General features: G+C 67.0%; 13 protein-coding genes, 1 tRNA gene and 2 riboswitches. Of the genes, 5 read left to right on the top strand and 9 right to left on the bottom strand.

Translation table 11 applies throughout. The features are described 5' to 3' along the window. Position 1: 1 nt before the first annotated feature. The 6 genes from ACV229_RS04925 to ACV229_RS04900 all read right to left on the bottom strand — a co-directional run bounded on the left by ACV229_RS04925 (position 2) and on the right by ACV229_RS04900 (position 7,984). Positions 2 to 1,144 carry an alginate lyase family protein gene (locus tag ACV229_RS04925; protein ID WP_448082004.1) on the bottom strand — a complete coding sequence of 381 codons (1,143 nt, stop codon included), beginning with the start codon at positions 1,142 to 1,144 and terminating at the stop codon, positions 2 to 4. Positions 1,145 to 1,301: 157 nt separating this feature from the next. Further along, positions 1,302 to 4,229, bottom strand: a complete 2,928-nt coding sequence (gene gcvP, locus ACV229_RS04920; protein ID WP_448082003.1) for an aminomethyl-transferring glycine dehydrogenase — start codon at positions 4,227 to 4,229, stop codon at positions 1,302 to 1,304. 109 nt (positions 4,230 to 4,338) lie between these two features. Beyond that, complete coding sequence (gcvH, locus tag ACV229_RS04915; protein WP_448082002.1) at positions 4,339 to 4,719, bottom strand: glycine cleavage system protein GcvH; 381 nt, start codon at positions 4,717 to 4,719, stop codon at positions 4,339 to 4,341. A 103-nt stretch (positions 4,720 to 4,822) separates the two neighbouring features. Continuing rightward, positions 4,823 to 5,941: a glycine cleavage system aminomethyltransferase GcvT gene (gene gcvT / locus ACV229_RS04910; RefSeq protein ID WP_448082001.1), complete on the bottom strand. Its 1,119-nt coding sequence runs from the start codon at positions 5,939 to 5,941 to the stop codon at positions 4,823 to 4,825. Between the two features lie 83 nt (positions 5,942 to 6,024). Further along, positions 6,025 to 6,158, bottom strand: a riboswitch (glycine riboswitch). Positions 6,159 to 6,189: 31 nt separating this feature from the next. Then, a riboswitch (glycine riboswitch) is annotated at positions 6,190 to 6,293 on the bottom strand. A 109-nt stretch (positions 6,294 to 6,402) separates the two neighbouring features. Further along, entirely contained in the window at positions 6,403 to 6,783 is a 381-nt protein-coding gene (locus tag ACV229_RS04905) for a hypothetical protein (protein WP_448082000.1), read from the bottom strand. 148 nt (positions 6,784 to 6,931) lie between these two features. After that, the gene (locus ACV229_RS04900) at positions 6,932 to 7,984 is read right to left on the bottom strand and encodes an oxidoreductase (RefSeq protein WP_448081999.1); all 1,053 of its coding nucleotides are present in this window, start codon (positions 7,982 to 7,984) and stop codon (positions 6,932 to 6,934) included. 355 nt (positions 7,985 to 8,339) lie between these two features. On the opposite strand from ACV229_RS04900, the gene ACV229_RS04895 reads away from it, so the two are divergent. After that, positions 8,340 to 10,430, top strand: coding sequence for a UvrD-helicase domain-containing protein (locus ACV229_RS04895; protein WP_448081998.1), 2,091 nt, complete (start codon positions 8,340 to 8,342; stop codon positions 10,428 to 10,430). Between the two features lie 224 nt (positions 10,431 to 10,654). Here the strand turns inward: ACV229_RS04895 and ACV229_RS04890 are convergent, their stop codons facing one another. Beyond that, a complete protein-coding gene (locus tag ACV229_RS04890; RefSeq protein ID WP_448081997.1) occupies positions 10,655 to 11,554 on the bottom strand; it encodes a c-type cytochrome in 900 nt (299 codons plus the stop codon). 252 nt (positions 11,555 to 11,806) lie between these two features. Here ACV229_RS04890 and ACV229_RS04885 point away from each other — a divergent pair. Continuing rightward, positions 11,807 to 11,882, top strand: a tRNA-Arg gene (locus ACV229_RS04885). 96 nt (positions 11,883 to 11,978) lie between these two features. On the opposite strand, the gene ACV229_RS04880 is transcribed toward ACV229_RS04885, so the two are convergent. Continuing rightward, the gene (locus tag ACV229_RS04880) at positions 11,979 to 12,593 is read right to left on the bottom strand and encodes a TetR/AcrR family transcriptional regulator (RefSeq protein WP_448081996.1); all 615 of its coding nucleotides are present in this window, start codon (positions 12,591 to 12,593) and stop codon (positions 11,979 to 11,981) included. 126 nt (positions 12,594 to 12,719) lie between these two features. Between ACV229_RS04880 and ACV229_RS04875 the strand changes: the two genes are divergently transcribed. The 3 genes from ACV229_RS04875 to ACV229_RS04865 all read left to right on the top strand — a co-directional run bounded on the left by ACV229_RS04875 (position 12,720) and on the right by ACV229_RS04865 (position 17,220). Next, the gene (locus ACV229_RS04875; RefSeq protein WP_448081995.1) at positions 12,720 to 13,145 is read left to right on the top strand and encodes a Tautomerase enzyme; all 426 of its coding nucleotides are present in this window, start codon (positions 12,720 to 12,722) and stop codon (positions 13,143 to 13,145) included. A gap of 287 nt (positions 13,146 to 13,432) precedes the next feature. Continuing rightward, positions 13,433 to 15,388, top strand: a complete 1,956-nt coding sequence (locus ACV229_RS04870; RefSeq protein WP_448081994.1) for a tetratricopeptide repeat protein — start codon at positions 13,433 to 13,435, stop codon at positions 15,386 to 15,388. A 245-nt stretch (positions 15,389 to 15,633) separates the two neighbouring features. After that, complete coding sequence (locus ACV229_RS04865) at positions 15,634 to 17,220, top strand: TIGR04222 domain-containing membrane protein (RefSeq protein ID WP_448081993.1); 1,587 nt, start codon at positions 15,634 to 15,636, stop codon at positions 17,218 to 17,220. Positions 17,221 to 17,424: 204 nt separating this feature from the next. On the opposite strand, the gene ACV229_RS04860 is transcribed toward ACV229_RS04865, so the two are convergent. Then, entirely contained in the window at positions 17,425 to 21,099 is a 3,675-nt protein-coding gene (locus ACV229_RS04860; RefSeq protein WP_448081992.1) for a tetratricopeptide repeat protein, read from the bottom strand. Positions 21,100 to 21,351: the final 252 nt, after the last annotated feature.

Here is a 21,351-nt window from a genome sequence, read left to right as displayed (position 1 = left end):
TCTAGCGCGCCTGCAGCGGCAAGCACGCGGCTAGCCATGCGGGCGGCGTCGGGGAAAGCTGCTGCGCGACCGGCGCGTAGCGCCCGTCGAGCCGCGCAGCCAGATAAAAGAGCTCGGTGGCGTTTTTCGGGTCCCACTGCCCCGTGTAGCCCGGAATCCCGGCCTCGCGGCGCTTCGCGTCGAACGCCACCGGCGAGTGCACGAATTCCTCGTGCGTCTTCTCGCCGCGCGCATACGGCACGAGCCAGTCGAGCGCGGCGGCGAGCGTCGCGCCGTTCGTGCCCCGTTCGCGCAGCCAGTTGCGGTTGAAGCGGCGCGCGGCCAGCGCCGCGGTCGCGAGCGGCTGCAGGTCGTACACCGCATAGTGCAGTGCGTCGCGCTCCTCGAAGTCGAACGTCGTGCCGTCTGGTCCGATGTTGTCGGCGAGATGCTCGACGAACAGGCGCTGCGCGGCGTTCATCATCTTGCGGTCGCCGAGCGTGAACGCGGACAGCGCGATCAGCTTGATCCGGTGGCTCTGCCAGTTGTTGCGCCAGGTGCCCGTGAGCGGGCGCTTCTGCGCATCGATCTGCGCGACGTAGCCGGTGCCGAGTTTCGCGATGAACGACGCCGCCGCGTTGCGCGTCTTCACCGGCAGCGCGCTCGCCGTCATGTCGTACGCGAGGATCAGGCTGTCGAAACGCGTCTCGTCGATCGGGTTGAAGCCCGGCTGGTAGGTCGTGGCCCACGCGTACAGGAACCGGTCGACGAGCTGCAGGTAGCGCGGCGCGTTCGTCACGCGCCACGCGAGCGCCGCGTCGCGCATCAGCTCCATGTCCTTCAACGCGTCGGCGCTCTGGTCGTAGATGCCTTCATGCGGCAGCGTGCCTTCGGTATGCACGCGGGGCATCGCCTTCGGCTGGGTGCCGATGCGCGCATCGACGCCGCGGATCAGCGCTTGCACGCCCGGCTCGGCCTGCGTCGTCTCGCTCGACTGCAGCGCGGGCGCCGCGCAGAAATTCATCGCGGCGCGCGCGCTGCCCGCGGCGCCAAGACCGGCAGCGGCGATCGACAGCGACGCGACGAGCGTCGGCACGACCGCGCCGGCGCGCATGCGCCGCCGCATGTGCCGTGATTCGCGGCCCGGAAACATCGAACGCACCATGCGGAACTCCTTCATTGGCTGGATCGCGTGTGATGTTAGCCGGATTGGGGGACGAACGTCAGGCGGATTGGCGTCCCATGCAGAAACCGCACGCAACCGGCGGGTTGCGTGCGGCGCGGCATCGGGCGAACCGCGCACGACGCGCGGGCTACGCGGGTTACGCGTATTCCGACATCGGCACGCACGAGCAGAACAGGTTGCGGTCGCCATACACGTTGTCCGCGCGGCCGACCGGCGGCCAGTACTTGTTCGTGCCGAGCGACGCGACCGGGTACGCGGCCTGCTCGCGCGAGTACGCGTGCGGCCATTCGTTCGCGGTGACGACGGCTGCCGTGTGCGGCGCGTGACGCAGCGGGTTGTCCTCGCGGTCGGCGCGGCCTTCCTCGACCGCACAGATTTCGTCGCGGATCGCGATCATCGCGGCGATGAAGCGGTCGAGTTCTTCCTGCGATTCCGACTCGGTCGGCTCGACCATCAGCGTGCCCGGCACCGGGAAGCTCATCGTCGGCGCGTGGAAGCCGTAGTCCATCAGGCGCTTCGCGACGTCGTCGACGCTGATGCCGCTCGAATCCTTGATCGGACGCAGGTCGAGAATGCACTCGTGCGCGACGAGCCCGCCCGGGCCCGAATACAGCACCGGGTAGTGCGGCGCGAGACGCTTCGCGATGTAGTTCGCGTTGAGGATCGCGGTTTCCGTCGCGGCGGTCAGGTTCTTCGCGCCCATCATCGCGATGTACATCCACGAGATCGGCAGGATCGACGCCGAGCCGTACGGCGCGGCCGACACCGCACCGATGCCGTTTTCGTCGCGCGAGTAGCCGGTCGAACGCTGGTTCGGCAGGAACTTCGCGAGGTGCGCGCCGACCGCGACCGGGCCGACGCCCGGGCCGCCGCCGCCGTGCGGGATGCAGAAGGTCTTGTGCAGGTTCAGGTGCGACACGTCGCCGCCGAACTGGCCCGGCGCGGTCAGGCCGACCATCGCGTTCATGTTCGCGCCGTCGACGTACACCTGGCCGCCGTGCGCGTGCACGATCTCGCAGATCTCGCGGACGTTCTGCTCGAACACGCCGTGCGTCGACGGGTACGTGATCATGATCGCCGCGAGGTCGTTCGCATGCGCGTCGGCCTTCGCCTTCAGGTCCTCGATGTCGACGTTGCCCTGCGCGTCGCACGCGACGACCACGACCTTCATGCCTGCCATGTGCGCGGACGCCGGGTTCGTGCCGTGCGCGGACGCCGGGATCAGGCAGACGTCGCGGTGGCTCTCGCCGCGCGATGCGTGATACGCGTGGATGATCAGCAGGCCCGCGTACTCGCCCTGCGAGCCCGCGTTCGGCTGCAGCGACACGGCCGCGTAGCCGGTCGCCGCGACGAGCATCTGCTCGAGCTGGTCGATCATCTCGCGGTAGCCGACCGTCTGCTCGGCCGGTGCGAACGGATGGATCTGGCCGAATTCGGGCCACGTGACGGGCAGCATTTCCGACGTCGCGTTCAGCTTCATCGTGCACGAGCCGAGCGGGATCATCGAGCGGTCGAGCGCGAGATCCTTGTCCGACAGGCTGCGCAGATAGCGCAGCATTTCCGTTTCCGAATGGTGACGGTTGAACACGTGGTGCGTCAGGTATGCGCTCGTGCGTTCGAGGCCGGCCGGCAGCGCGGCCGTGCCGCCGAAGCCCGCGTCGAGCGCGTCGACGTCGGGCGCGGTGCCGCCCGCGGCTTGCGCGAAGATCGCGAGCAGGTCGGCGAGATCGGCGCGGGTCGTCGTCTCGTCGATCGAGATGCCGACCTGCGTGTCGCTGACGCGGCGCAGGTTCACGCGCTTCGCGTTCGCGAGTGCATGGACTTGTGCGGTGCGCGCGCCGGTGTCGATCGTCAGCGTGTCGAAGAACGTGTCGTTGACGGGCGTGAAGCCGAGCTGCTTCACGCCGGCGGCGAACAGCGCCGCGATGCGGTTCACGCGCAGCGCGATCGTCTTCAGGCCGTGCGGGCCGTGGTAGACCGCGTACATGCTCGCCATGATCGCGAGCAGCGCCTGCGCGGTACACACGTTCGAGGTCGCCTTCTCGCGGCGGATGTGCTGTTCGCGCGTCTGCAGCGCGAGACGCAGCGCGGGCTTGCCCTGCGCGTCGACGGTCACGCCGACGAGACGGCCCGGCATCTGGCGCTTGAATTCGTCGCGCACCGCGAGGTACGCGGCGTGCGGGCCGCCGAAGCCCATCGGCACGCCGAAGCGCTGGGTGTTGCCGACCGCGACGTCCGCGCCCCATTCGCCGGGCGGCGTCAGCAGCGTCAGCGCGAGGATGTCGGCCGCGACGACCACGTGGCCGCCGGCCGCGTGGATCGCGTCGGTGAGCGCGCGGTAGTCGCGCACGTCGCCGTTGACGCCCGGGTATTGCAGCAGCACGCCGAACGCGTCCGACTGCGCGGCGTCGGCGGCGGGGCCCGTCTTGACCTCGACGCCGATCGGCAGCGCGCGGGTGCGGATCACTTCCAGCGTTTGCGGCAGCACGTCGTCGGCGACGTAGAAGATGTTCGACTTCGGCTTGCCGACGCGCTGCAGCAGCGTCATCGCTTCGGCCGCCGCGGTCGCTTCGTCGAGCAGCGACGCGTTCGAGATCGCCAGGCCCGTCAGGTCGGCGACCATCTGCTGGAAGTTCAGGAGCGCCTCGAGGCGGCCCTGGGAAATTTCAGGCTGGTACGGCGTGTAGGCCGTGTACCACGCCGGGTTTTCGAGCACGTTGCGCAGGATCACCGCCGGGGTGTGCGTGTCGTAGTAGCCCTGGCCGATGTACGAGCGGAACACCTGGTTCTTGTCCGCGAGCTCGCGCAGTGCGGCGAGCGCTTCCCGTTCGCTCTTCGGCTGCGAGAACGGGCCGAGCGGCAGCGTTTCCGCGCGGCGGATCGATGCGGGAATCACGGCGTCGATCAGGGCGGCGCGCGACGCGAAGCCGAGCGTGTCGAGCATCGACTGCTGGCTGGCGGCGTCGGGGCCGATATGGCGTTCGGCGAATGCGTCGTGCGTTTCGAGCGCGGCGAGCGAGAGGGGCGTGCGGTTCATCAGGCGGTCCGGGTGTTCGAGCTTCATGGCGTTCCAGTGTCGACCCGAGTTGGCGCTTCAGCGCTTACTCGGGTCTCGCGCGGGGCGCGGCCCGTGCTGCCGGGCCGGCGCGCCGCGCAATGCTTGAGTGGTTGGGTCAGTCGACCAGTTTCGCGTAGGCGGCTGCGTCGAGCAGGCCGTCGGTCGATGCGTCGGCGGCGAGCTTGATCTTGAACAGCCACGTGACGTACGCGTCGCTGTTCACCTCTTCCGGCGTGTCGACGGCGTCCGCGTTGATCGCGATCACCTCGCCCGACACGGGCGAATAGATGTCCGACGCCGCTTTCACCGATTCGACGACGCCGATCGCGTCGCCTGCCTTCACCTGCTTGCCGACCGGCGGCAGTTCGAGGAAGACGATGTCGCCGAGCGTGTTCTGTGCGTGATCGGTGATGCCGATCGTCAGCGTGCCGTCGGCTTCGGTGCGGATCCACTCGTGTTCGTCGGTGTACTTGAGTTCGGCCGGAACGTTGCTCATCGGATGCTCCTGAATAGAAAGGGTGTGATTCTTCGTTCTGACGCACCGTGACGGTGCGCCGGGTGTGGTTCGCCGGGCGCCATGCCGCCCGGCCTCCGGGTCGTTACGCAGCGAGGACCTTGCCGTTGCGCACGAACGGCAGTTTTACCACGCGCGCGGGAAGATGCTTGTCGCGAATCTGCACCTGCACGGTGTCGCCGATCTGCACGGCCGTCGGCACGCGCGCGAACGCGATCGATTCCTGCATCGACGGGGAGAACGTGCCGCTCGTGATCTCGCCTTCGCCGTGCGGCGTGACGACCTTCTGGTGGGCGCGCAGCACGCCGCCCGCCTTGCCGTTTTCCTTCTGCAGGATCAGGCCGACGAACGCGGCGCGCGAGCCGTCGCGCTCGAGCACGTCGCGGCCGACGAACGCGCGCGGCGCCGTCAGGTCGACCGTCCAGGCGAGCCCCGCGTCGAGCGGCGACACGGTGTCGTCCATGTCCTGGCCGTAAAGGTTCATGCCGGCCTCGAGGCGCAGCGTGTCGCGCGCGCCGAGCCCGCACGGACGCACGCCGTTTTGCTGCAGTGCGTTCCACAGCGCTTCGACGTGAGCTGCCGGGACGATCACCTCGAAACCGTCTTCGCCGGTGTAGCCGGTGCGCGCGACGGTGAGGTCGCCGAACGGCGTGCCCGCGACCTGCGCGGCGTTGAACGGCTTCAGCTCGCTCGTCGCGGCGCGCGCGGCGGGAATCGTGGTCCAGGCTTTTTCACGGGCGTTCGGGCCCTGCACGGCGACGATCGCGAAATCGCGGCGCGGCGCGATCGTGAGGCCGTAGCCGCCTGCCTCGTTGAGCTGGTTGAACCACGCGATGTCCTTCTCCGCGGTACCGGCGTTGACGACGACGCGGAAGAAGTCCTCGGTGAAGTAATAGACGATCAGGTCGTCGATGACGCCGCCCTGCGGGTTGAGCAGGCACGAGTAGAGCGCCTTGCCGGGCGTCTTGAGCTTGCCGACGTTGTTCGCGATCGCGTGCTCGAAGAACGCGCGCGCGCGGCTGCCGGTGAAATCGACGACGCACATGTGCGACACGTCGAACATGCCGGCGTCGGTGCGCACGGCCTGGTGCTCTTCGATTTGCGAGCCGTAGTTGACGGGCATGTCCCAGCCGCCGAAATCGACCATGCGGGCGTTGAGCGCGCGGTGCGCGGCGTTGAGCGGGGTGTGTTTGAGTGCGGTCATCGAGGCCTCAGGCAAGCGCTTGCGCGCGGGACAATACGGCGATGTGTCGACCGCCGCGGCCTTGAGCCTGCGGACGATCCTGTACATGCCCCTCTGTCCTCGATACCTGAGAGATTGCGCTGCGGGACCAGCCCGGCGAACGCGCGCCCCTTCGGTGGGCAGCCTGCCCGCGCTGACGATGCGCAACGGGCTACTGCCGCTCTCCAGAGTGCGAAGAACGTGGCCTGCGACATGCGCAGGCGGGATTCTTCGACGCGGCCGGTCCTTTTGCCTGAGAGTTTGCGGGTGTGCCCCTTCGGCGGCGCGACCGGCGTTGCTGCAACGCCGTCACGCGCTCTCCCGACGCGTGCGGGCGACTGTACGCGAGCCCGGAAGCCTTGTCAATTTGGGCAAATCGATGTCGCTTGGGGACAAGCGGCAGCAGGGCGCCGCCGCGTTTTCGAGGCCGACGGGCGCCGGCGTTACTCGCCGATCGCGCGCGCCGCGGTGTCGAGTTCCTGGTTCAGCACGCGCTGCTCGTCGGCCGACAGGCCGCCGCCGTGCTGCGCCGACATGTCGTTCGATTCCTGGCGGATCACGTCGAGGCGGTGATGGAGCTGCGCGCCGTATGGCGGCGGATAGTAGCCGCCGTTCACGCGCGCGTCGATCCGGCGATGCAGGTTGTCGATCCGGCCCTGGATCTGCTGCATGCGCTCGTAGCCGACGACCTGCGGATTCACTTGCGGCGCGGGCGCGGGGCGCGGCGCCGGCGCCGGGCGAGGTTGCTGTGGCGGCGTGACGATGCACGCCGCGAGCGAGGAAACCAGGGCGCAGCAAGCTGCCGCGCGAATCAACCGTTGCATCACATTCTCCAGGCGGTTTGGTGTCGGATCGACTTTTTTGAGAAACGCGTCAGACACGGGTACCGCTGACTTTCGTTCCCGCGCCATTTGTAACCGATTGTTCTGACTTGATCGAGCAGGACGGGGCGGCAGCTCGGGGCCGATCGCGTCACACCACCTTGCGCACGAACGGCACGCGCCTGCCTTCGTGCTCGCTTTGCGCGGCGAGCTCGATGATCGTCATCACGTCGACCGCGTCCTGCGGCGTGACGGGGAACGGTGCGCCGTCGCGGATCGACGCGGCGAGCGCGCGGTAGAACTCCGCGTACTGGCCGTCGAGCGTCGGCACGGGCCGCTCGGTTTCGACGTCGCCGTCGAGCACGCGCAGCAGGCCGGGCGGGTTGCCGCCACCGAATTCGACGTGATCGGGCGTGAGGCCCGCCTTCAGCTGGTCTTCCTGCGTGTCGAGTCCGAACTTCTGGTAGCTGCCGCGCGTGCCGTGCAGCGTGAAGCGCGCCGGCTCGATCGCCGACAGCGCGCTCGCGTGCAGTGCGACGTCCTTGTCCGGATAGCCGAGCTGCAGATGCACGAAATCAGGCGCCGACCCGTTGTCGCGGCGCACCTTGACCGTCGCGCTGACGGTCTCGGGCAGGCCGAACAGCGCGAGTGCCTGGTCGATCAGGTGCGGGCCGAGATCGAGCAGCAGGCCGCCGCCGCGCGCGGCTTCCTCGCGCCAGCGGGTGCGCAGTTGCGGCCGGAAGCGGTCGAAGTGCGACGCGACGTACGTGATGCGGCCGAGCTCGCCGGAGTCGACGACGCGGCGCACGGTCAGGAAATCGCCGTCCCAGCGGCGGTTGTGGAACGGCGCGAACACGCGGCTGCGCGCGTTCGCGAGCCGCGCGAGCGCGAGCGCCTCGCCGGACGTCAGCGTCACGGGCTTGTCGACGACGACGTGGCGGCCCGCTTCGAGCACCTGGCGTGCGAGCGGGAAGTGCGTGTCGTTCGGCGTGGCGATCACCACGCATTCGATGTCGTCGAGACTCAGCAGCGTGTCGAGATCGGCCACGACGCGGGCATCCGGATACGCGGCCTTCGCGCGATCCGGCTGGCCGGTGGCGATCGCGGCGACCTGCGTGCGGCCGCTCGCCGCGATCACCGGCGCGTGAAACGTCGTGCCGGCGAAACCGAAACCCATCAAACCAATCTTGAGCAATGACGACATGGCACTCCTTGGCAACAAGGGAAACGAAAGGATCAGGCGCCTTGTGGCGGCGCCGACGACCGGATATTTTGGCACGGGGCCGGTGTGAGGATTCGCGCATTTTGTCAGACGCATTGCGCGCGATCGAGTCACCCGATTGTCGTGCAACGCAGCTCTCGCGAAGCGGAATTGGCCGAACGGAAAAGGGGCGCAAGCATGCATCCGCCCGCCCGGCCCCGCCCGGCGGGGCTCCGGAAATCGCCGCCGCCGGCGTGTTAACATGCGCGTCCTGCCCGTGCGTCCGCAGGCCGACCCGGCACCCCGCGCGCGGCATCCTCCCGGCGTCCAGCCGTCAACCGCAACACCATCCGCAACCATGTCCGCAGGCCTCAATCCCGCTCAGAACGAAGCGGTGCGCTATCTCGACGGTCCCTGCCTCGTGCTCGCCGGCGCGGGCAGCGGCAAGACGCGCGTGATCACGCAGAAGATCGCGCACCTGATCGAAGCGAAAGGCTTCGAGCCGCGCCACATTGCCGCCGTCACGTTCACGAACAAGGCGGCCGCCGAAATGCGCGAGCGCGTGTCGAAGCTGCTCGAAGGCAAGACGCTCACCACGCCCGGCAAGGAAGGCCGCAAGGTGCCCGTCAACCAGCTCACCGTCTGCACCTTCCACTCGCTCGGCGTGCAGATCCTGCGCCAGGAGGCCGAGCACGTCGGCCTGAAGCCGCAGTTCTCGATCATGGATTCGGACGACTGCTTCGGGATGATCCAGGAGCAGATCGGCACGACCGACAAGGGCCTGATCCGCAAGATCCAGAACATCATCTCGCTGTGGAAGAACGGCCTCGTCACGCCCGAGCAGGCGCTGACGATCGCGGCGAACGAGGACGAGCACCAGGCCGCGCTGGTCTACCGCAACTACGTCGCGACGCTGCACGCGTACCAGGCTGTCGACTTCGACGACCTGATCCGCCTGCCGACCGAACTGTTCGCGAAGAACGAGCAGGTGCGCGACCGCTGGCAGAACAAGCTGCGCTACCTGCTGATCGACGAGTACCAGGACACCAACGCGTGCCAGTACGCGCTGCTGAAGCTGCTCGCGGGCCCGCGCGCCGCGTTCACGGCGGTCGGCGACGACGACCAGGCGATCTACGGCTGGCGCGGCGCGACGCTCGAGAACCTCGCGCAGCTCGGCAAGGACTTCCCGAAGCTGCACCTGGTCAAGCTCGAGCAGAACTACCGGTCGACAGTGCGCATCCTCACCGCCGCGAACAACGTGATCGCGAACAACCCGAAGCTGTTCGAGAAGAAGCTGTGGTCCGAGCACGGGATGGGCGATTCGATCACCGTCACGCCGTGCAACGACGAGGAGCACGAGGCTGAATCGGTCGTGTTCCGGCTGTCCGCGCACAAGTTCGAGCGCCGCACGCAGTTCCGCGACTACGCGATCCTGTATCGCGGCAACTTCCAGGCGCGGATCTTCGAGCAGGTGCTGCGACGCGAGCGGATCCCGTACGTGCTGTCGGGCGGCCAGTCGTTCTTCGACAAGGCCGAGATCAAGGACCTGTGCGCGTACCTGCGCCTGATCGCGAACGCCGACGACGATCCCGCGTTCATCCGCGCGGTCACGACGCCGCGCCGCGGGATCGGCAACACGACCCTCGAGGCGCTCGGCTCGTTCGCCGGACAGGCGAAGGTGTCGCTGTTCGAGGCGGTCTACATGGGCGGCATCGAGGCGCGGCTGTCCGCGCGCCAGGTGGAGCCGCTGCGGATGTTCTGCGACTTCATCCAGCGACTGACCGACCGCGCGGACAAGGAGCCCGCGACCGTCGTGCTCGACGACATGATGGAGGCGATCCACTACGAGGCCTACCTGTACGACGCGTTCGACGAGCGGCAGGCGCAGTCGAAGTGGCAGAACGTGCTCGAATTTCTCGAATGGCTGAAGCGCAAGGGCACGAAGCCCGAGGCGGCGGAGGCCGTCGACGGCGAGGCCGAAGGCTTCCACAACGCGGACGGGCTCGCCGACACCGGCAAGAACCTGCTCGGCCTGATCCAGACCGTCGCGCTGATGTCGATGCTCGAAGGCAAGGACGAGGACCCGGACGCCGTGCGGCTGTCGACCGTCCATGCGTCGAAGGGGCTCGAGTATCCGCACGTGTTCCTGGTCGGCGTCGAGGAAGGGATCATGCCGCATCGCGGCGGCAGCGAGGACGACGGCCCGATCGACAGCGAACGGATCGAGGAGGAGCGCCGGCTGATGTACGTCGCGATCACGCGCGCGCAGCGCAGCCTGCATCTGAACTGGTGCAAGAAGCGCAAGCGGGCGCGCGAGACGGTAGTCTGCGAGCCGTCCCGCTTCATCCCGGAGATGGGCCTCGACGATGCGCCGCCGCCCACGCCCGAAGAGGCGCCGATGACGCCGAAGGACCGGCTCGCGAGCCTGAAGGCGCTGCTGCAGAAATGACCGTGCGGCGGGCGGCGGGCGGCACGGCCCCGGCCCGTCGACAAGCTTCGCGCCGCACGCCTCGCCCGGCCATCGTGCCGGCGGGCGTTCGGTGGGATCTGGCGCAGTCGAGTCCGGCGCGACGCGTCACCCTGCGGCCCGACGTGGCAGTCCCGTCAAAATGAAACCCCCGCGATGCTTGCGCAACGCGGGGGTTCTTTTATCGAGCGGCGGTGGTGTTGCCGTTACTTCGCGGCGTTGACCATGTAGTCGACGGCGGCCTTCACGTCGGCGTCCGACGCGTTCGACCCGCCCTTCGGCGGCATCGCGCCCTTGCCGTGCAGCGCGTAGTTGTAGACGGTGTCCATCGAGTCCTTCAGGCGCGGCGCCCAGTCTTCCTTGCTGCCGAACTTCGGCGCATTGAGCACGCCCGCCGCGTGACAGGCCTGGCAGACCTGCGTGTACAGCGCCTTGCCGGCGGATGCGGCGTCAGCGCTCGTCGGCGCGGCCGCGGGTGCTTCGCCTGCCTTCGGGATCGCGGCGATCGCGGCCTGCGCGGCGGCGATCTGCGCGCTCGCGGCATCGGCGGCGCCGGACGCGGGGGCGGCGCCTGCGGCCGCTGCCGCCGGTGCGGCATTGGCGGCCGGCGCGGCCGGTTCGGGGAAATTCGCGCCGTCGTTGTTCGCCATGTAGACGATCGCGCGGGCGATCTCGTAGTCGCTGTAGTCGTCGGGGCTCGTGCCGCCGCGCGGGGGCATCGCACCCTTGCCGGCGAGCGCGGTCTTCAGCAGCGTGTCGAAGCCTTGCGAAATGCGCGGCGCCCAGTCGTCCTTGTTGCCGAACTTCGGCGCGCCCGCGGCGCCGGTGCCGTGGCAGGCCACGCAGACGGCCTTGTAGACTTCCTCGCCGGTCTTGTAGGTGCGCGGCGCGTTGGCGTCCTTCACGTCGACCATTGCGAGCGGCGCAATGCGCTTCGCGACCTGTTCGTCGGACAGCGCGTCGGTGCCGGCGCCCGAGCGGTATGCATGGTTCGCGTAGGTGGCGAACATGATGATGACGGCAATGGGGACGACGAACGACGCGATGATGACAGCAATCAGCTGCCCGGGGGTTTTGACGGGAGATTCGTGGGATGCTTCGCTCATGCTTGCCTCGTCTCCGTGAATAGGAATTGTGAGCGGTGCAACGGCAAAATGGCTGTTAATAGAAGCACGGACGATTATAGACGGAACGTTTACATCACCGCGAGCGGCGCGGTGACGCGTGTTTACCCGCACGGAAGCGGGCCCGGCGGCTGATTCGGCGCGTGTGGTGGACGCGTCATGTGAAACCGGGTATCCTTGCCGTCTTGCCAATCGTGGACGGCCAAAGTATTTGGGGTCGCTTCACTGTCACAGGCGCCCGTAGCTCAATGGATAGAGTACTGCCCTCCGAAGGCAGGGGTTGCTGGTTCGATCCCAGCCGGGCGCGCCAATTGCCGTAAGGCCTTCAGCGGTTTCCATTTCCCGTCGCAGTCTCACTGCAACCCTCGTCGGCGTCGATGTAGCCGTCGCTATTCCCACGATCGTTTCAGCGTGGCTTTGACGACGGAGCCGGCTCCGACGACTCGTCCGACGTCATCGCCGCCGCCATCTTGCCGACCGCATGGGCGATCCGTTCCGACAGCGCCGGATCCGGCACCGCGCGCGCCAGCGTGACCCCGCCCGACAGCAGCGCGAGCAGCGCGATTGCCTTGTCGTCCCGCTCGTTGCCCGAGCCCTCGGGCAAGCCTGCCGAGACCGCGTCGAACAGCTTGCGCAGCTCCGCCTCGTAGGCGTCGCGGGTTTCGTCGTCGGCGCGCACCATCTCCGGCGAGAAGCTCGGCAGCGCACAGCTTTCGCCGATGTCGCAGGTGCGCTTGGGGCCCAGGTAAAACGCGATGAACGTGTCGAGCCAGCGCGCGCCCAGGTTCGTCCTCAGTTCTCCGATCTTGAGTCGCAACGCTTCGAGGCCCGACAGCACCACCGTGCGGAACGCGTCGCTCTTCGATTTGAAATGTCCGTAGAACGCGCCGTTCGTGACGCCGGCTGCCTTCGTCAGGCCGTCGATGCCCGAGCCGCCGTAACCGTTCCTGCGGAAAAGCTGGCCGGCCGCGTCGAGGATCCGGTTGCGGGTTTCGGTCTTGTGTTCGGCTGAGTAACGCATGTCGATGACTCGCTTTGAGAGTGACCGCTCTTTTTTCTTGTATAGAGAGCAGCCGGTGTCTATGCTTAGAGAGCAGTCATTATTTATACCACTCCCCCCGCCGTTGTTCACGCCAGAGGAACTGCCATGCCGATTACGCTCACCGTGCCAGAAGGACTGCTTTCACCCGAAGCCGAGGCCCGCGCTTTTTCCGAATTGACGGATGCGCTCCTGAAGGTCAATCAGCTCGACGGCAACCCGTTCATGGAGCCGAACGTGATCGGGACGCTCAACGTGTTGCCTAAGCAGCATGTTTTCTCGGGCGGCGAGCCGGCCGCGGCCGCCTTCATCGAACTCAAATTGCCGGCGATCGCGCTCGCGACGCAGGCGGCCAGACAGGCCTTTACCGAAGAGGCTGCGGCGATTCTGGAGCGAGCCGCGGACGGGCGCCTCAGGCGCGACCACATCTGGACGAACGTCGTTTATGCGGCAGATGGCGCATGGGGAATAGCCGGTCGCGCTTATAGCAATGCCGAACTTGTCGACGCCATTCAACAAGCCGCGCCTCGTTGAGTCGCTGGGCCTCGCATGTGTCCCGGGCCGCTTTTGCCGGCGGCTCGAGTCGGCTGCCCGAACCCGCGAAAGAGACGGCCGCCCGGCCGTCTCGACTGATTCCCCGAACAGCGCCGCGGAATGTGCTCAGTTCGATGCATCGCGGTTGCGCGCGGTTCGGTAATCTGCCATTCGAACCTGTCCGTGCCGAAATGGCTGCCCGAGCCGCGCACCGCGCACCGTGCGTGTCGCGACGCCGCCGTACCGGCTCGACGTGACAAACCACCCGCCGCGCCTCCCAGCCTTCCATGACGACGCCTGTTCTCGACGATCCCGCCCGCGTTCAACAAGCCGCCGAGCTGTGCCAGAAAGGACGCCATGCCGATGCACTGTCGCTCGTCGCGCCGCTGCTCGACGCGCCGGCATCGCCGGTTCTGGCGCTGCATGTCGCGGCAGTCTGCGCGCTTGGCCTGAACCGGCTGGCGGATGCGGAAGCATGGTGGCGGCACGCGCTCGACGTCGCGCCGGATTTCGACCCGCCGTACGAAGGCCTCGGCGCGCTGCTCGTCGCGCTTGGGCGGCTGGCCGAAGCCGAGGCGGTATGCCGCCGGCAGCTCGCGGCCGTGCGTCCCGTGCGGGCGCCGCACCATCACCGGCTCGGCAAGGTCCTCGAGGCGCTCGGCCGGCTCGACGAGGCCGAGCACGCGTTCGGGCACGCGTTGCTGATCGAACCGCGCTACCCGGACGCGCTGACCGATCTCGGCAATGTGCTCCGGGCGCTCGGCCGGCCGGCCGAGGCGGAGCTCGCATACCGCCTCGCGATCGCGGTCAGCGCGGACCACGCGCTCGCGCACGCGAATCTCGGCGCGGTCCTCGTCGACCTGCAGCGGCTGCCCGAAGCGGAAGCGGCCAGCCGGCAGGCGGTCGCGCTCTGTCCGGACCATCCGGAGGCGCACTACAACCTCGGGATCGCGCTGCAGAACCAGGATCGCCTGCCCGAGGCGGAGCTTGCCTATCGCGACGCGATCCGTTGCCGTCCCGGCCTCGCGCACGCACACAACAACCTCGGCTGCGTCGTCCGCGCGCTGGGCCGCCACGACGAAGCGATGGCCGCGTTCGCGCAGGCGCTCGCGCTTGCACCGCAACTGGCCGAAGTGCACTACAACTTCGGCGCCTTGCTCGCGCATGTCGGTCGGCATGACGATGCGGAGCGTGCGTACCGGCGGGCGCTCGAATTGCGCGCCGATTATGGCGACGCGCGTTTCGGGCTGGCGACGCTGCTGCTCGGCCTCGGCCGCTTTGAAGAGGGCTGGCGGCTCTACGAGTCGCGCTACGAGCAGCCCGGATTCGTCCATCGCAAGACGCGCGAGGTGCTGCGCTGCGCGCAGTGGCAGGGCGAGCCGCTCGCCGGCAAGACGCTGCTCGTCTGGCAGGAGGACGGCCTCGGCGACATGCTGCAGTTCAGCCGCTATTTCGCCGGCTTCCGCGCGCAACGCGCGGCACGCGTGGTGTTCGCGTGCCAGCCTGCGCTGCACCGGCTGATGGAAACCGTCGACGGCGTCGACGAGGTGCTCGACCACGATGCGGCAGCCGCGCGCGTCGCGGAATTCGATTGCTGGACGAGTCTCCTGAGCGCGCCGCTGCATTTCGGCACGACGCTCGACACGATTCCGCCGCCGGTACGGCTTACGCCGGATCCTGCCCGGGTCGAGCGCTGGCGCGCGCGGCTGGCGGCACTGCCGGCCGGACCGCGGATCGGCCTCGTGTGGAAGGGCAATCCGAAACACCACAACGACGCGCACCGCTCGCTGCCGTCGCTCGCGGTGCTCACGCCGCTGTGGAGCGTGCCGGGCGTCAGCTTCGTCAGTCTGCAGAAGGGGCAGGGGGAGGACGACGCGCGCCATCCGCCCGGCGGCTTTCCGCTGCTGCCGCTCGGCTCGGAGATCGACGACTTCGCGGACACCGCCGCGATCGTCGCGCAGCTCGATCTCGTGATCTGCGTCGACACGTCGACCGCGCATCTGGCGGCATCGCTCGGCAAGCCGTGCTGGGTGCTGCTGCCTAACCAGGACGTGGACTGGCGCTGGATGCATGACCGGGAGGATTCGCCGTGGTATCCCTGCACGCTGCGCATGTTCCGGCGCGGGCTCGGCGACACCTGGATCATGGTGGTCGAGCGGGTGCGGCAGGCGTGCGAGGCACGATTCGCGTCACAGTTCGCGGCGCACGACGCGTCGGTGGCCGAAGCCGGCGACATGCGCTGAGCGTCTGCGGCGCGGCGCTGCCTGTCGCCAGGTCCGATCCGCCCGTCGCCTCGGCTCCGGTGTGCCGTAGAGGGGGGATACCGCTTTGCCCGAGCGGGAAATCCCGCCATGACGGCGCGGCGCGCGCAGGTCATCCGCAGCCGGCAGGCACTCATCGCGCTGCCACACCGTTGTGCGAGAATCGCCAGCAACGATAACTCCAGGCGTCGGTCGCGGCGGCCGCCCGCGCATCGCGCCAACCTGCGATGGCTCCATTCCAGCCTTCCCCAGCCGCAACGGGTGCGTGCGCGCTGACCGAACCGCAGCAGGCGCTGCTCGCGCGGCTGCACGCGTATTCGCCTGACAACCCCGCTGCGCCGATGCCGTACAGCCGCCGCCTCGCGGAGGCGGAAGGCTGGTCGCACGAGCACGCGCTCGCCGTCATCGACGAATACAAGCGCTACGCGTTCCTCGCGCAAGTGGCGGGGCATCCGGTCACGCCGTCGCTCGCGGTCGACGCCGCATGGCATCTGCACCTGCAGTACACGCTCGAATACTGGGACGTGTTCTGCGCCGACGTGCTGCGCGCGCCGCTGCACCACATGCCCGGTACCGGCGAACCCGATGAACGCGCGGTGTACGCTCGGCACTACCGGCAGACCCTCGACAGCTACCGCCGCTGGTTCGGCTGCGAGCCGCCCGAATCGATCTGGCCGCGTCCCGCCGTCGAGCGTCCCGACGACACCCGGACGCCGCGCGCCGGGCCGCGCGCAAACGTGCCGCCCGGGCCGACGCCGCCGTCCCGATCCGACGGCAGGCCGTCGTGGTGGCGACGTTCGATCAAGCTCGCGTGGCCTGCGGCGCTGGCCGGTGTGGCGGCGACCTGCGCGTCCGCGAGCGATTTCAACGTGCTGGACTACACGGGGCCGCAGTTTCTCGCGTTCTACATCCCGGTCGGCATCGCTGCGTTGTTGCTGATCGCGGGCCTGCAACGGATCGAATATTTGCGCCGGACCTGGGGGACGCGCGAGCGCGAATCGTCGCCCGACCTGAGTGCCGAAGAGGCGGCGTATCTCGCGGGCGGCGCGTCGCGGATGGCGCAGGTCGCGACGCTGTCGCTCGTGGATTCGGGCGCGATCGCGCTCTGGACGTCGCAGCGCCGCGGCGCCCGGGTGTGCGCGGCCTACCCGGATCGTGCGGGCGACTATGCGGACGACTGGGAATGGCTGAACGCGCAGCCCGATCAAGAGGCGAGCTATCACGCATTTCGGCTGCGTCTCGCGCGGCGCGAGCCGGAGACCGTCGCCGCGCTGCGCAAGAACGGCTGGCTGTGGGCGGCGGGCGACATGCAGGCGGCGCGGATGGCCGCGCGCACGATCGCGCTGCTCGTGCTCGGCACGGGCGCAGCGAAACTCGCGGTCGGGCTGAGCCGCGGCCGGCCGGTGCTGCTGCTCGTGATCAGCATGGTGGTGTTCGCATTTGCGTATCGCATCGTGACCCGGCGCCTGACCGGATTCGGGCGCAGCGGCGCGACGTACGGCGGGCAGGCAAGGCTCGATGTGTACCGGGATGAGCGTCAGCGCGACCGCGAGTCGCCGGACGACCTGCTGTGGGCGGCGGCGCTGTTCGGCGCGGGCGCGCTGGCCGGCACCGCTTGGGCGTTGCGTTCGAGCGCGCTGATGGCGCCGCCGGGGGCTTCGTTCGGTGCCGCGGCACGCACCGGCGGCGGTTCGGGCGGTTTGGGCAGCAGTTGCTCGAGTGACTCCGGGTCGAGCTGCGGGTCGTCGGGTTCGTGCAGTTCCAGTTCGTGCAGTTCGAGCAGTTGCGGGGGGTGTTCGAGTTCGAGTAGCTGAGCGTGGTTCGAGGGCCCATCGGATAGCGCAATATGAAAAGTGCTATCCGGGCAACCCGGCAGCGGACAGCGATCGAGTCCGGCACCCGAGCATCGACTGGAATTGATCCAGCATCCATTGTCCAATCCAAGGATCGCGAGCCCGGACATGGCGTACGGCTATTCGCCAGTCTCGGGCGCGCGATTCATTCACATTGGGCGAACATCAACGCTTGATGACGAGGCCTTGACCGGTCGGCAGCGGGAATACTCGATAGTTCCGTGCCGAAAGCCACTGGTCTTCGCCTTTCTTTTGCGGTCGATAGACGCCGGACCACTCGTAGTCGTCCAGAATGATCATTCCGCCGCTGACGACTCGGTCGAACAGGGCCTCCAGGACCGCGATTTCGCCTTCGACATTATTGAGATCCAGATGCAGGTAGGCGACCTTCTCGGGCATGCCCTGGGAAAAGGCTTCCGGCAGCAGCCCTTTGACAAGGTTGACCTGCGTATAGCCGGCGAAGCGTCCCTGGACCTTTTCGAAAAAGCCTGCTTGCTGGCCGTCGAATTGATGGCCCTGAACCGGGTTGTAGTCGAACGTGTCGTAGCCCCAGAATGTCTTCGGGAAACGGGTGCCGCCCAGATAGTCCATGACGGTCTTGATGCCGGTGCCCTGGTAGACACCGCATTCGACAAAGTCCCCTTCGAGTTGGACGCATTGGTATGCGGAGCAGGCAAGAATGTAGCGACGCCACGCGATGGTCCTGTCTGCACCGTTCCTGATGTTCGATTCCCACGCCGTCCGAAACGCGGCATCCTCGAACAGCGAGTTGTTGCGGCCCCATGTGAACAGGTTGTCGCCGAAGTAATAGCCCGGCGTGACCAGGGTCCTGGCTTCAGCCATAAGCTCGTTGAAACGGGCGGGATTCGATATGCCCCACGACAAGTCGTCCGAGAACGTGACGATCCTGTCCATCGGCAGCTCGCCCAGTTGGGGAAGGACGATCGCATGTTCACGCGCCGGTTTCGTGACCGCTCGTTCCGCCGCTTGCGGCGTCGCGTTCGCATTCGGCAGGGATCGCTCGCTCGCCGAGGTCGGCGTTGCTCGTTGGGCGAGCGGTGGACGCTTGTCGATCCAGCGGCATACGTCGCGCAGTTCGGTGTCGCCAGGCAGCAATGCGCTGGCAGTTTCCAGCGTCTGCCGAGCGTCGATGAAGCGGCCTTGCCCGATCAGCGCGATTGCGAGCGCTTTCCATCCGAACGCGTGTCGAGGCAAGACCTGCGTCATCTGCAGGGCGACTGCCGACATGTCGTCGTAGAGGCCACCCTGCTCCAGTGCCTCCAAAGTCGGCACGAATTCGTCGGCGAGCGCATCGAGGTTTTCTGGCGCTTGCATGGCCTGCCGTTTCGCATCGACGTCGATGCCGTGCAAAGCCAGGCCGAGTTTCCTGCCCAGTTTCAGCGCACGCTCGGCCGCGTCGAACTCGCTGTTGAGCAACAGCGCCTCGATATAGACCGCCCAGAAATCCTCTCGTTTCGGCTTGGCCTCGACAGCGGTCTTCAGGAAAGGCAGGCTTTGTTTCGGATGACCGGTCTGAATCGCCAGTATGCCGAGATTTTCGTTCGCATCGGCATGGTTTGGCTGCAATTCGAGCACGGATTGATAAAGACGCACGGCCTCATCAAATCGTTCGTTGCATTGGCATTCGATGGCCGCCTCCATCTGTGCGGCAATGTACGCTTCGGGGTCTGCCTGCGCCTCGCTGCAATGCTTTTGCCACATTTGCTCGAAAGCGTCTTCCAGCTTGCGCGCAAAACGTGGCGCATCGCAAAGCGGCGAAGCAGTCAGTTCTGCCCGGAGCCCCGAACGGATTTCAGCCAGGCGCGCCGGGTCGCTGACGAGTTCGAGCGCCTTGGCGATATACGCTTCATCGTCGTCGGCGATCCATTCGGGGTGGCCGACGTGGTGGAGGATGCCTTCGCTCATGTGCGCCGAGAACCGGTCGCCGTGCCGCGCGACCACGGGTACGCCCATCCACAGCGCTTCGACCGTGGTCGTGCCGCCGTTGTACGGGAACGGGTCCAGCGCGACATCGATCTTGTTGTACTGCGCGAAGTAATCCGCGCGGGAGGACTGCCCTTGCAGGATCAATCGCTCGGGTTCGATGCCGTGATCGGCGAATTGCCGGATGGTTGCGTCACGGGCCGTGTCCGTATTCAGTTCGTGGCTCTTCAGCATCAGGCGTGCAGTTGGAGCGGCGCGCAACAGTTTCGCCCATACCGCCACGACATCGTCATTCATTTTCGACAGCTTGTTGAAGCAGCCGAATGTGACGAACCCGTTCGCCAGCATGGGCAGTGCTTCGACTGCCACGTCATCGGTCGGCGTCGTGAAGCAAAGGTAGCCGTCGGGCAAGCGCCACGGCTTTTCCACGAAATGGTCTTCCTCGTCGGCCGGCAGCACGTATTGGTCGCCAATGATGTAGTCCATGGTCGGCACGCCTGTCGTCGCGAAAAAGCCGAGCCATGTGGCCTGGACCGGAGCCGGCTTCCACGCAAAGGTGGGCAGGCCGGTCTTGGCGGTATGACCGGAAAGATCGATGAGGATATCGATCTTGTCGTCATGGATGAGCTCGGCGCTTTCGCGCGGTGTCCGATCGAGCAGGCTTTTCCAGTCGGTGAATGACGGTTTGAGGCGCGCGGTGACGGCATCTTCGCCGGACGACAGCGAATAAGCGACCGGTTCGATACGTGTGCGGTCCAGATTGGCCAGCACGCTTTCAATAAAGATGCCGACGGGGTGCTGTCGGAGATCGCCCGATACGAAGCCAACCCGCAAAGGTCGCCGCGTAGTAGAACCCGCAGCGTGAACGAACGGCTGTACGTTGGCCATGACCGCCTGGCCGTAGCGTTTGGCAATCTGGAAATTGTCCTGAATCGATCGCGTCTGATTGTAATTCAACACGAACAGCACGGAATCGTACGTATGGAACAGATCAGCCTTGCGGTCGATCGCCTGAAGGTAGCTGTCGACCGCTGCGTCATATTTCTTCAGTGCGAGCAGGGTGGCGCCCAGGTTGTTGTACGCGGTCGGATCGTCCGGGACTATTTCGATGGCCTTTCGATAGGCATCGACAGCCTCTTCGTGTCGATCGAGCTTGAACAGCACATTGCCGAGCGCCACATGTGCCGGATGATAATCGGCACGCAATTCGACGGCCTTGGTGGCGGCGTCCAGCGCCTCGTCGCATTTGCCCAGTTCCAGCAGGGAATTGGCGATGTTGGTGTATGCGGCCGGACTATCGGGCTTGACTTCGAGCAGGCGCCGGTATGTGTCGAGCGCCTCGTCGTACCGTCTGGCCGACGAGAGGGACACGCCAAGGTTATGAAGGGCAGTCGGACTGTCCGGGAAAACCTGCACGAGTTGCCGGTAGTTCTCGACGGCGGCTTCAAAATCCTCCTCGGCAAGCAAGGCGGTGCCGAGGCGTTCATACGCTTCCACAAACGTCGGGCGCAGCGCGATAGCGGTTCGATAGTGCGGGACCGCGGCAACGCGTTCGCGTCTGGCCGCCAGCACATCTGCGAGATTCACGTGGATTTGCGGGGACGATGGATCGAGGTTCAGTGCCCGGTCGAGAAGCTCGACTGCCGCGTTGTATTGCTTCGCACTGTGGGCCAGCACGCCCAGCGAACGGAGTGCATCCACATGGTTTGGGTCCATTTCCAGGACGTGGCGGTAGAGTACTTCGGCTTCAGCCAGCAACCCGGCTTCATGAAGCTGCCACGCCTGTTTCAGCAATTGTGCAACATCGAACGTGGCGGCTGCCGGGGTCCCGTGCACGCTGGGTGCCCGCATTTCGGCGCGATTGCCGGACGAATTGACGGTATGAGGATCAGACATGGTCATGGCAAGCGAGTGAATGGGTTGACGCGGCGTGACTGCCTTGGCATGGCGCCTGTTCCGAGCGGCCGACTTTCCCGCGAGGCTTGCTCCCGCATGGTCGTGTGACGAGACGCGACCGCGCGGGAGCCTGAACCGAATCGATTCCAAGTCTAAGCGAGCCGGCAAGCGCGCTAGCGGTCGAGAAAGCCCATTTTCTGACCGCAATTCGAGCGATCTGGACGACTGGGGCGTGCGACGGACGAACGATGC

It is taken from the genome of Burkholderia sp. MR1-5-21 (assembly GCF_053427715.1).
The sequence above is the reverse complement of the archived record's forward strand: the minus strand, read 5'-3'. Positions and strand labels throughout refer to the sequence as shown.

Bases quoted from the DNA above. Each gene is read 5' to 3' on its own strand.
- ACV229_RS04870 (WP_448081994.1), top strand. From the start codon at position 13,433: ATGACGACGCCTGTTCTCGACGATCCCGCCCGCGTTCAACAAGCCGCC.
- ACV229_RS04860 (WP_448081992.1), bottom strand. From the start codon at position 21,099: ATGTCTGATCCTCATACCGTCAATTCGTCCGGCAATCGCGCCGAAATG.
- ACV229_RS04865 (WP_448081993.1), top strand. From the start codon at position 15,634: ATGGCTCCATTCCAGCCTTCCCCAGCCGCAACGGGTGCGTGCGCGCTG.
- gcvP (WP_448082003.1), bottom strand. From the start codon at position 4,229: ATGAAGCTCGAACACCCGGACCGCCTGATGAACCGCACGCCCCTCTCG.
- gcvH (WP_448082002.1), bottom strand. From the start codon at position 4,719: ATGAGCAACGTTCCGGCCGAACTCAAGTACACCGACGAACACGAGTGG.
- ACV229_RS04900 (WP_448081999.1), bottom strand. From the start codon at position 7,984: ATGTCGTCATTGCTCAAGATTGGTTTGATGGGTTTCGGTTTCGCCGGC.
- ACV229_RS04875 (WP_448081995.1), top strand. From the start codon at position 12,720: ATGCCGATTACGCTCACCGTGCCAGAAGGACTGCTTTCACCCGAAGCC.
- ACV229_RS04890 (WP_448081997.1), bottom strand. From the start codon at position 11,554: ATGAGCGAAGCATCCCACGAATCTCCCGTCAAAACCCCCGGGCAGCTG.
- ACV229_RS04925 (WP_448082004.1), bottom strand. From the start codon at position 1,144: ATGGTGCGTTCGATGTTTCCGGGCCGCGAATCACGGCACATGCGGCGG.
- ACV229_RS04905 (WP_448082000.1), bottom strand. From the start codon at position 6,783: ATGCAACGGTTGATTCGCGCGGCAGCTTGCTGCGCCCTGGTTTCCTCG.
- gcvT (WP_448082001.1), bottom strand. From the start codon at position 5,941: ATGACCGCACTCAAACACACCCCGCTCAACGCCGCGCACCGCGCGCTC.
- ACV229_RS04895 (WP_448081998.1), top strand. From the start codon at position 8,340: ATGTCCGCAGGCCTCAATCCCGCTCAGAACGAAGCGGTGCGCTATCTC.
- ACV229_RS04880 (WP_448081996.1), bottom strand. From the start codon at position 12,593: ATGCGTTACTCAGCCGAACACAAGACCGAAACCCGCAACCGGATCCTC.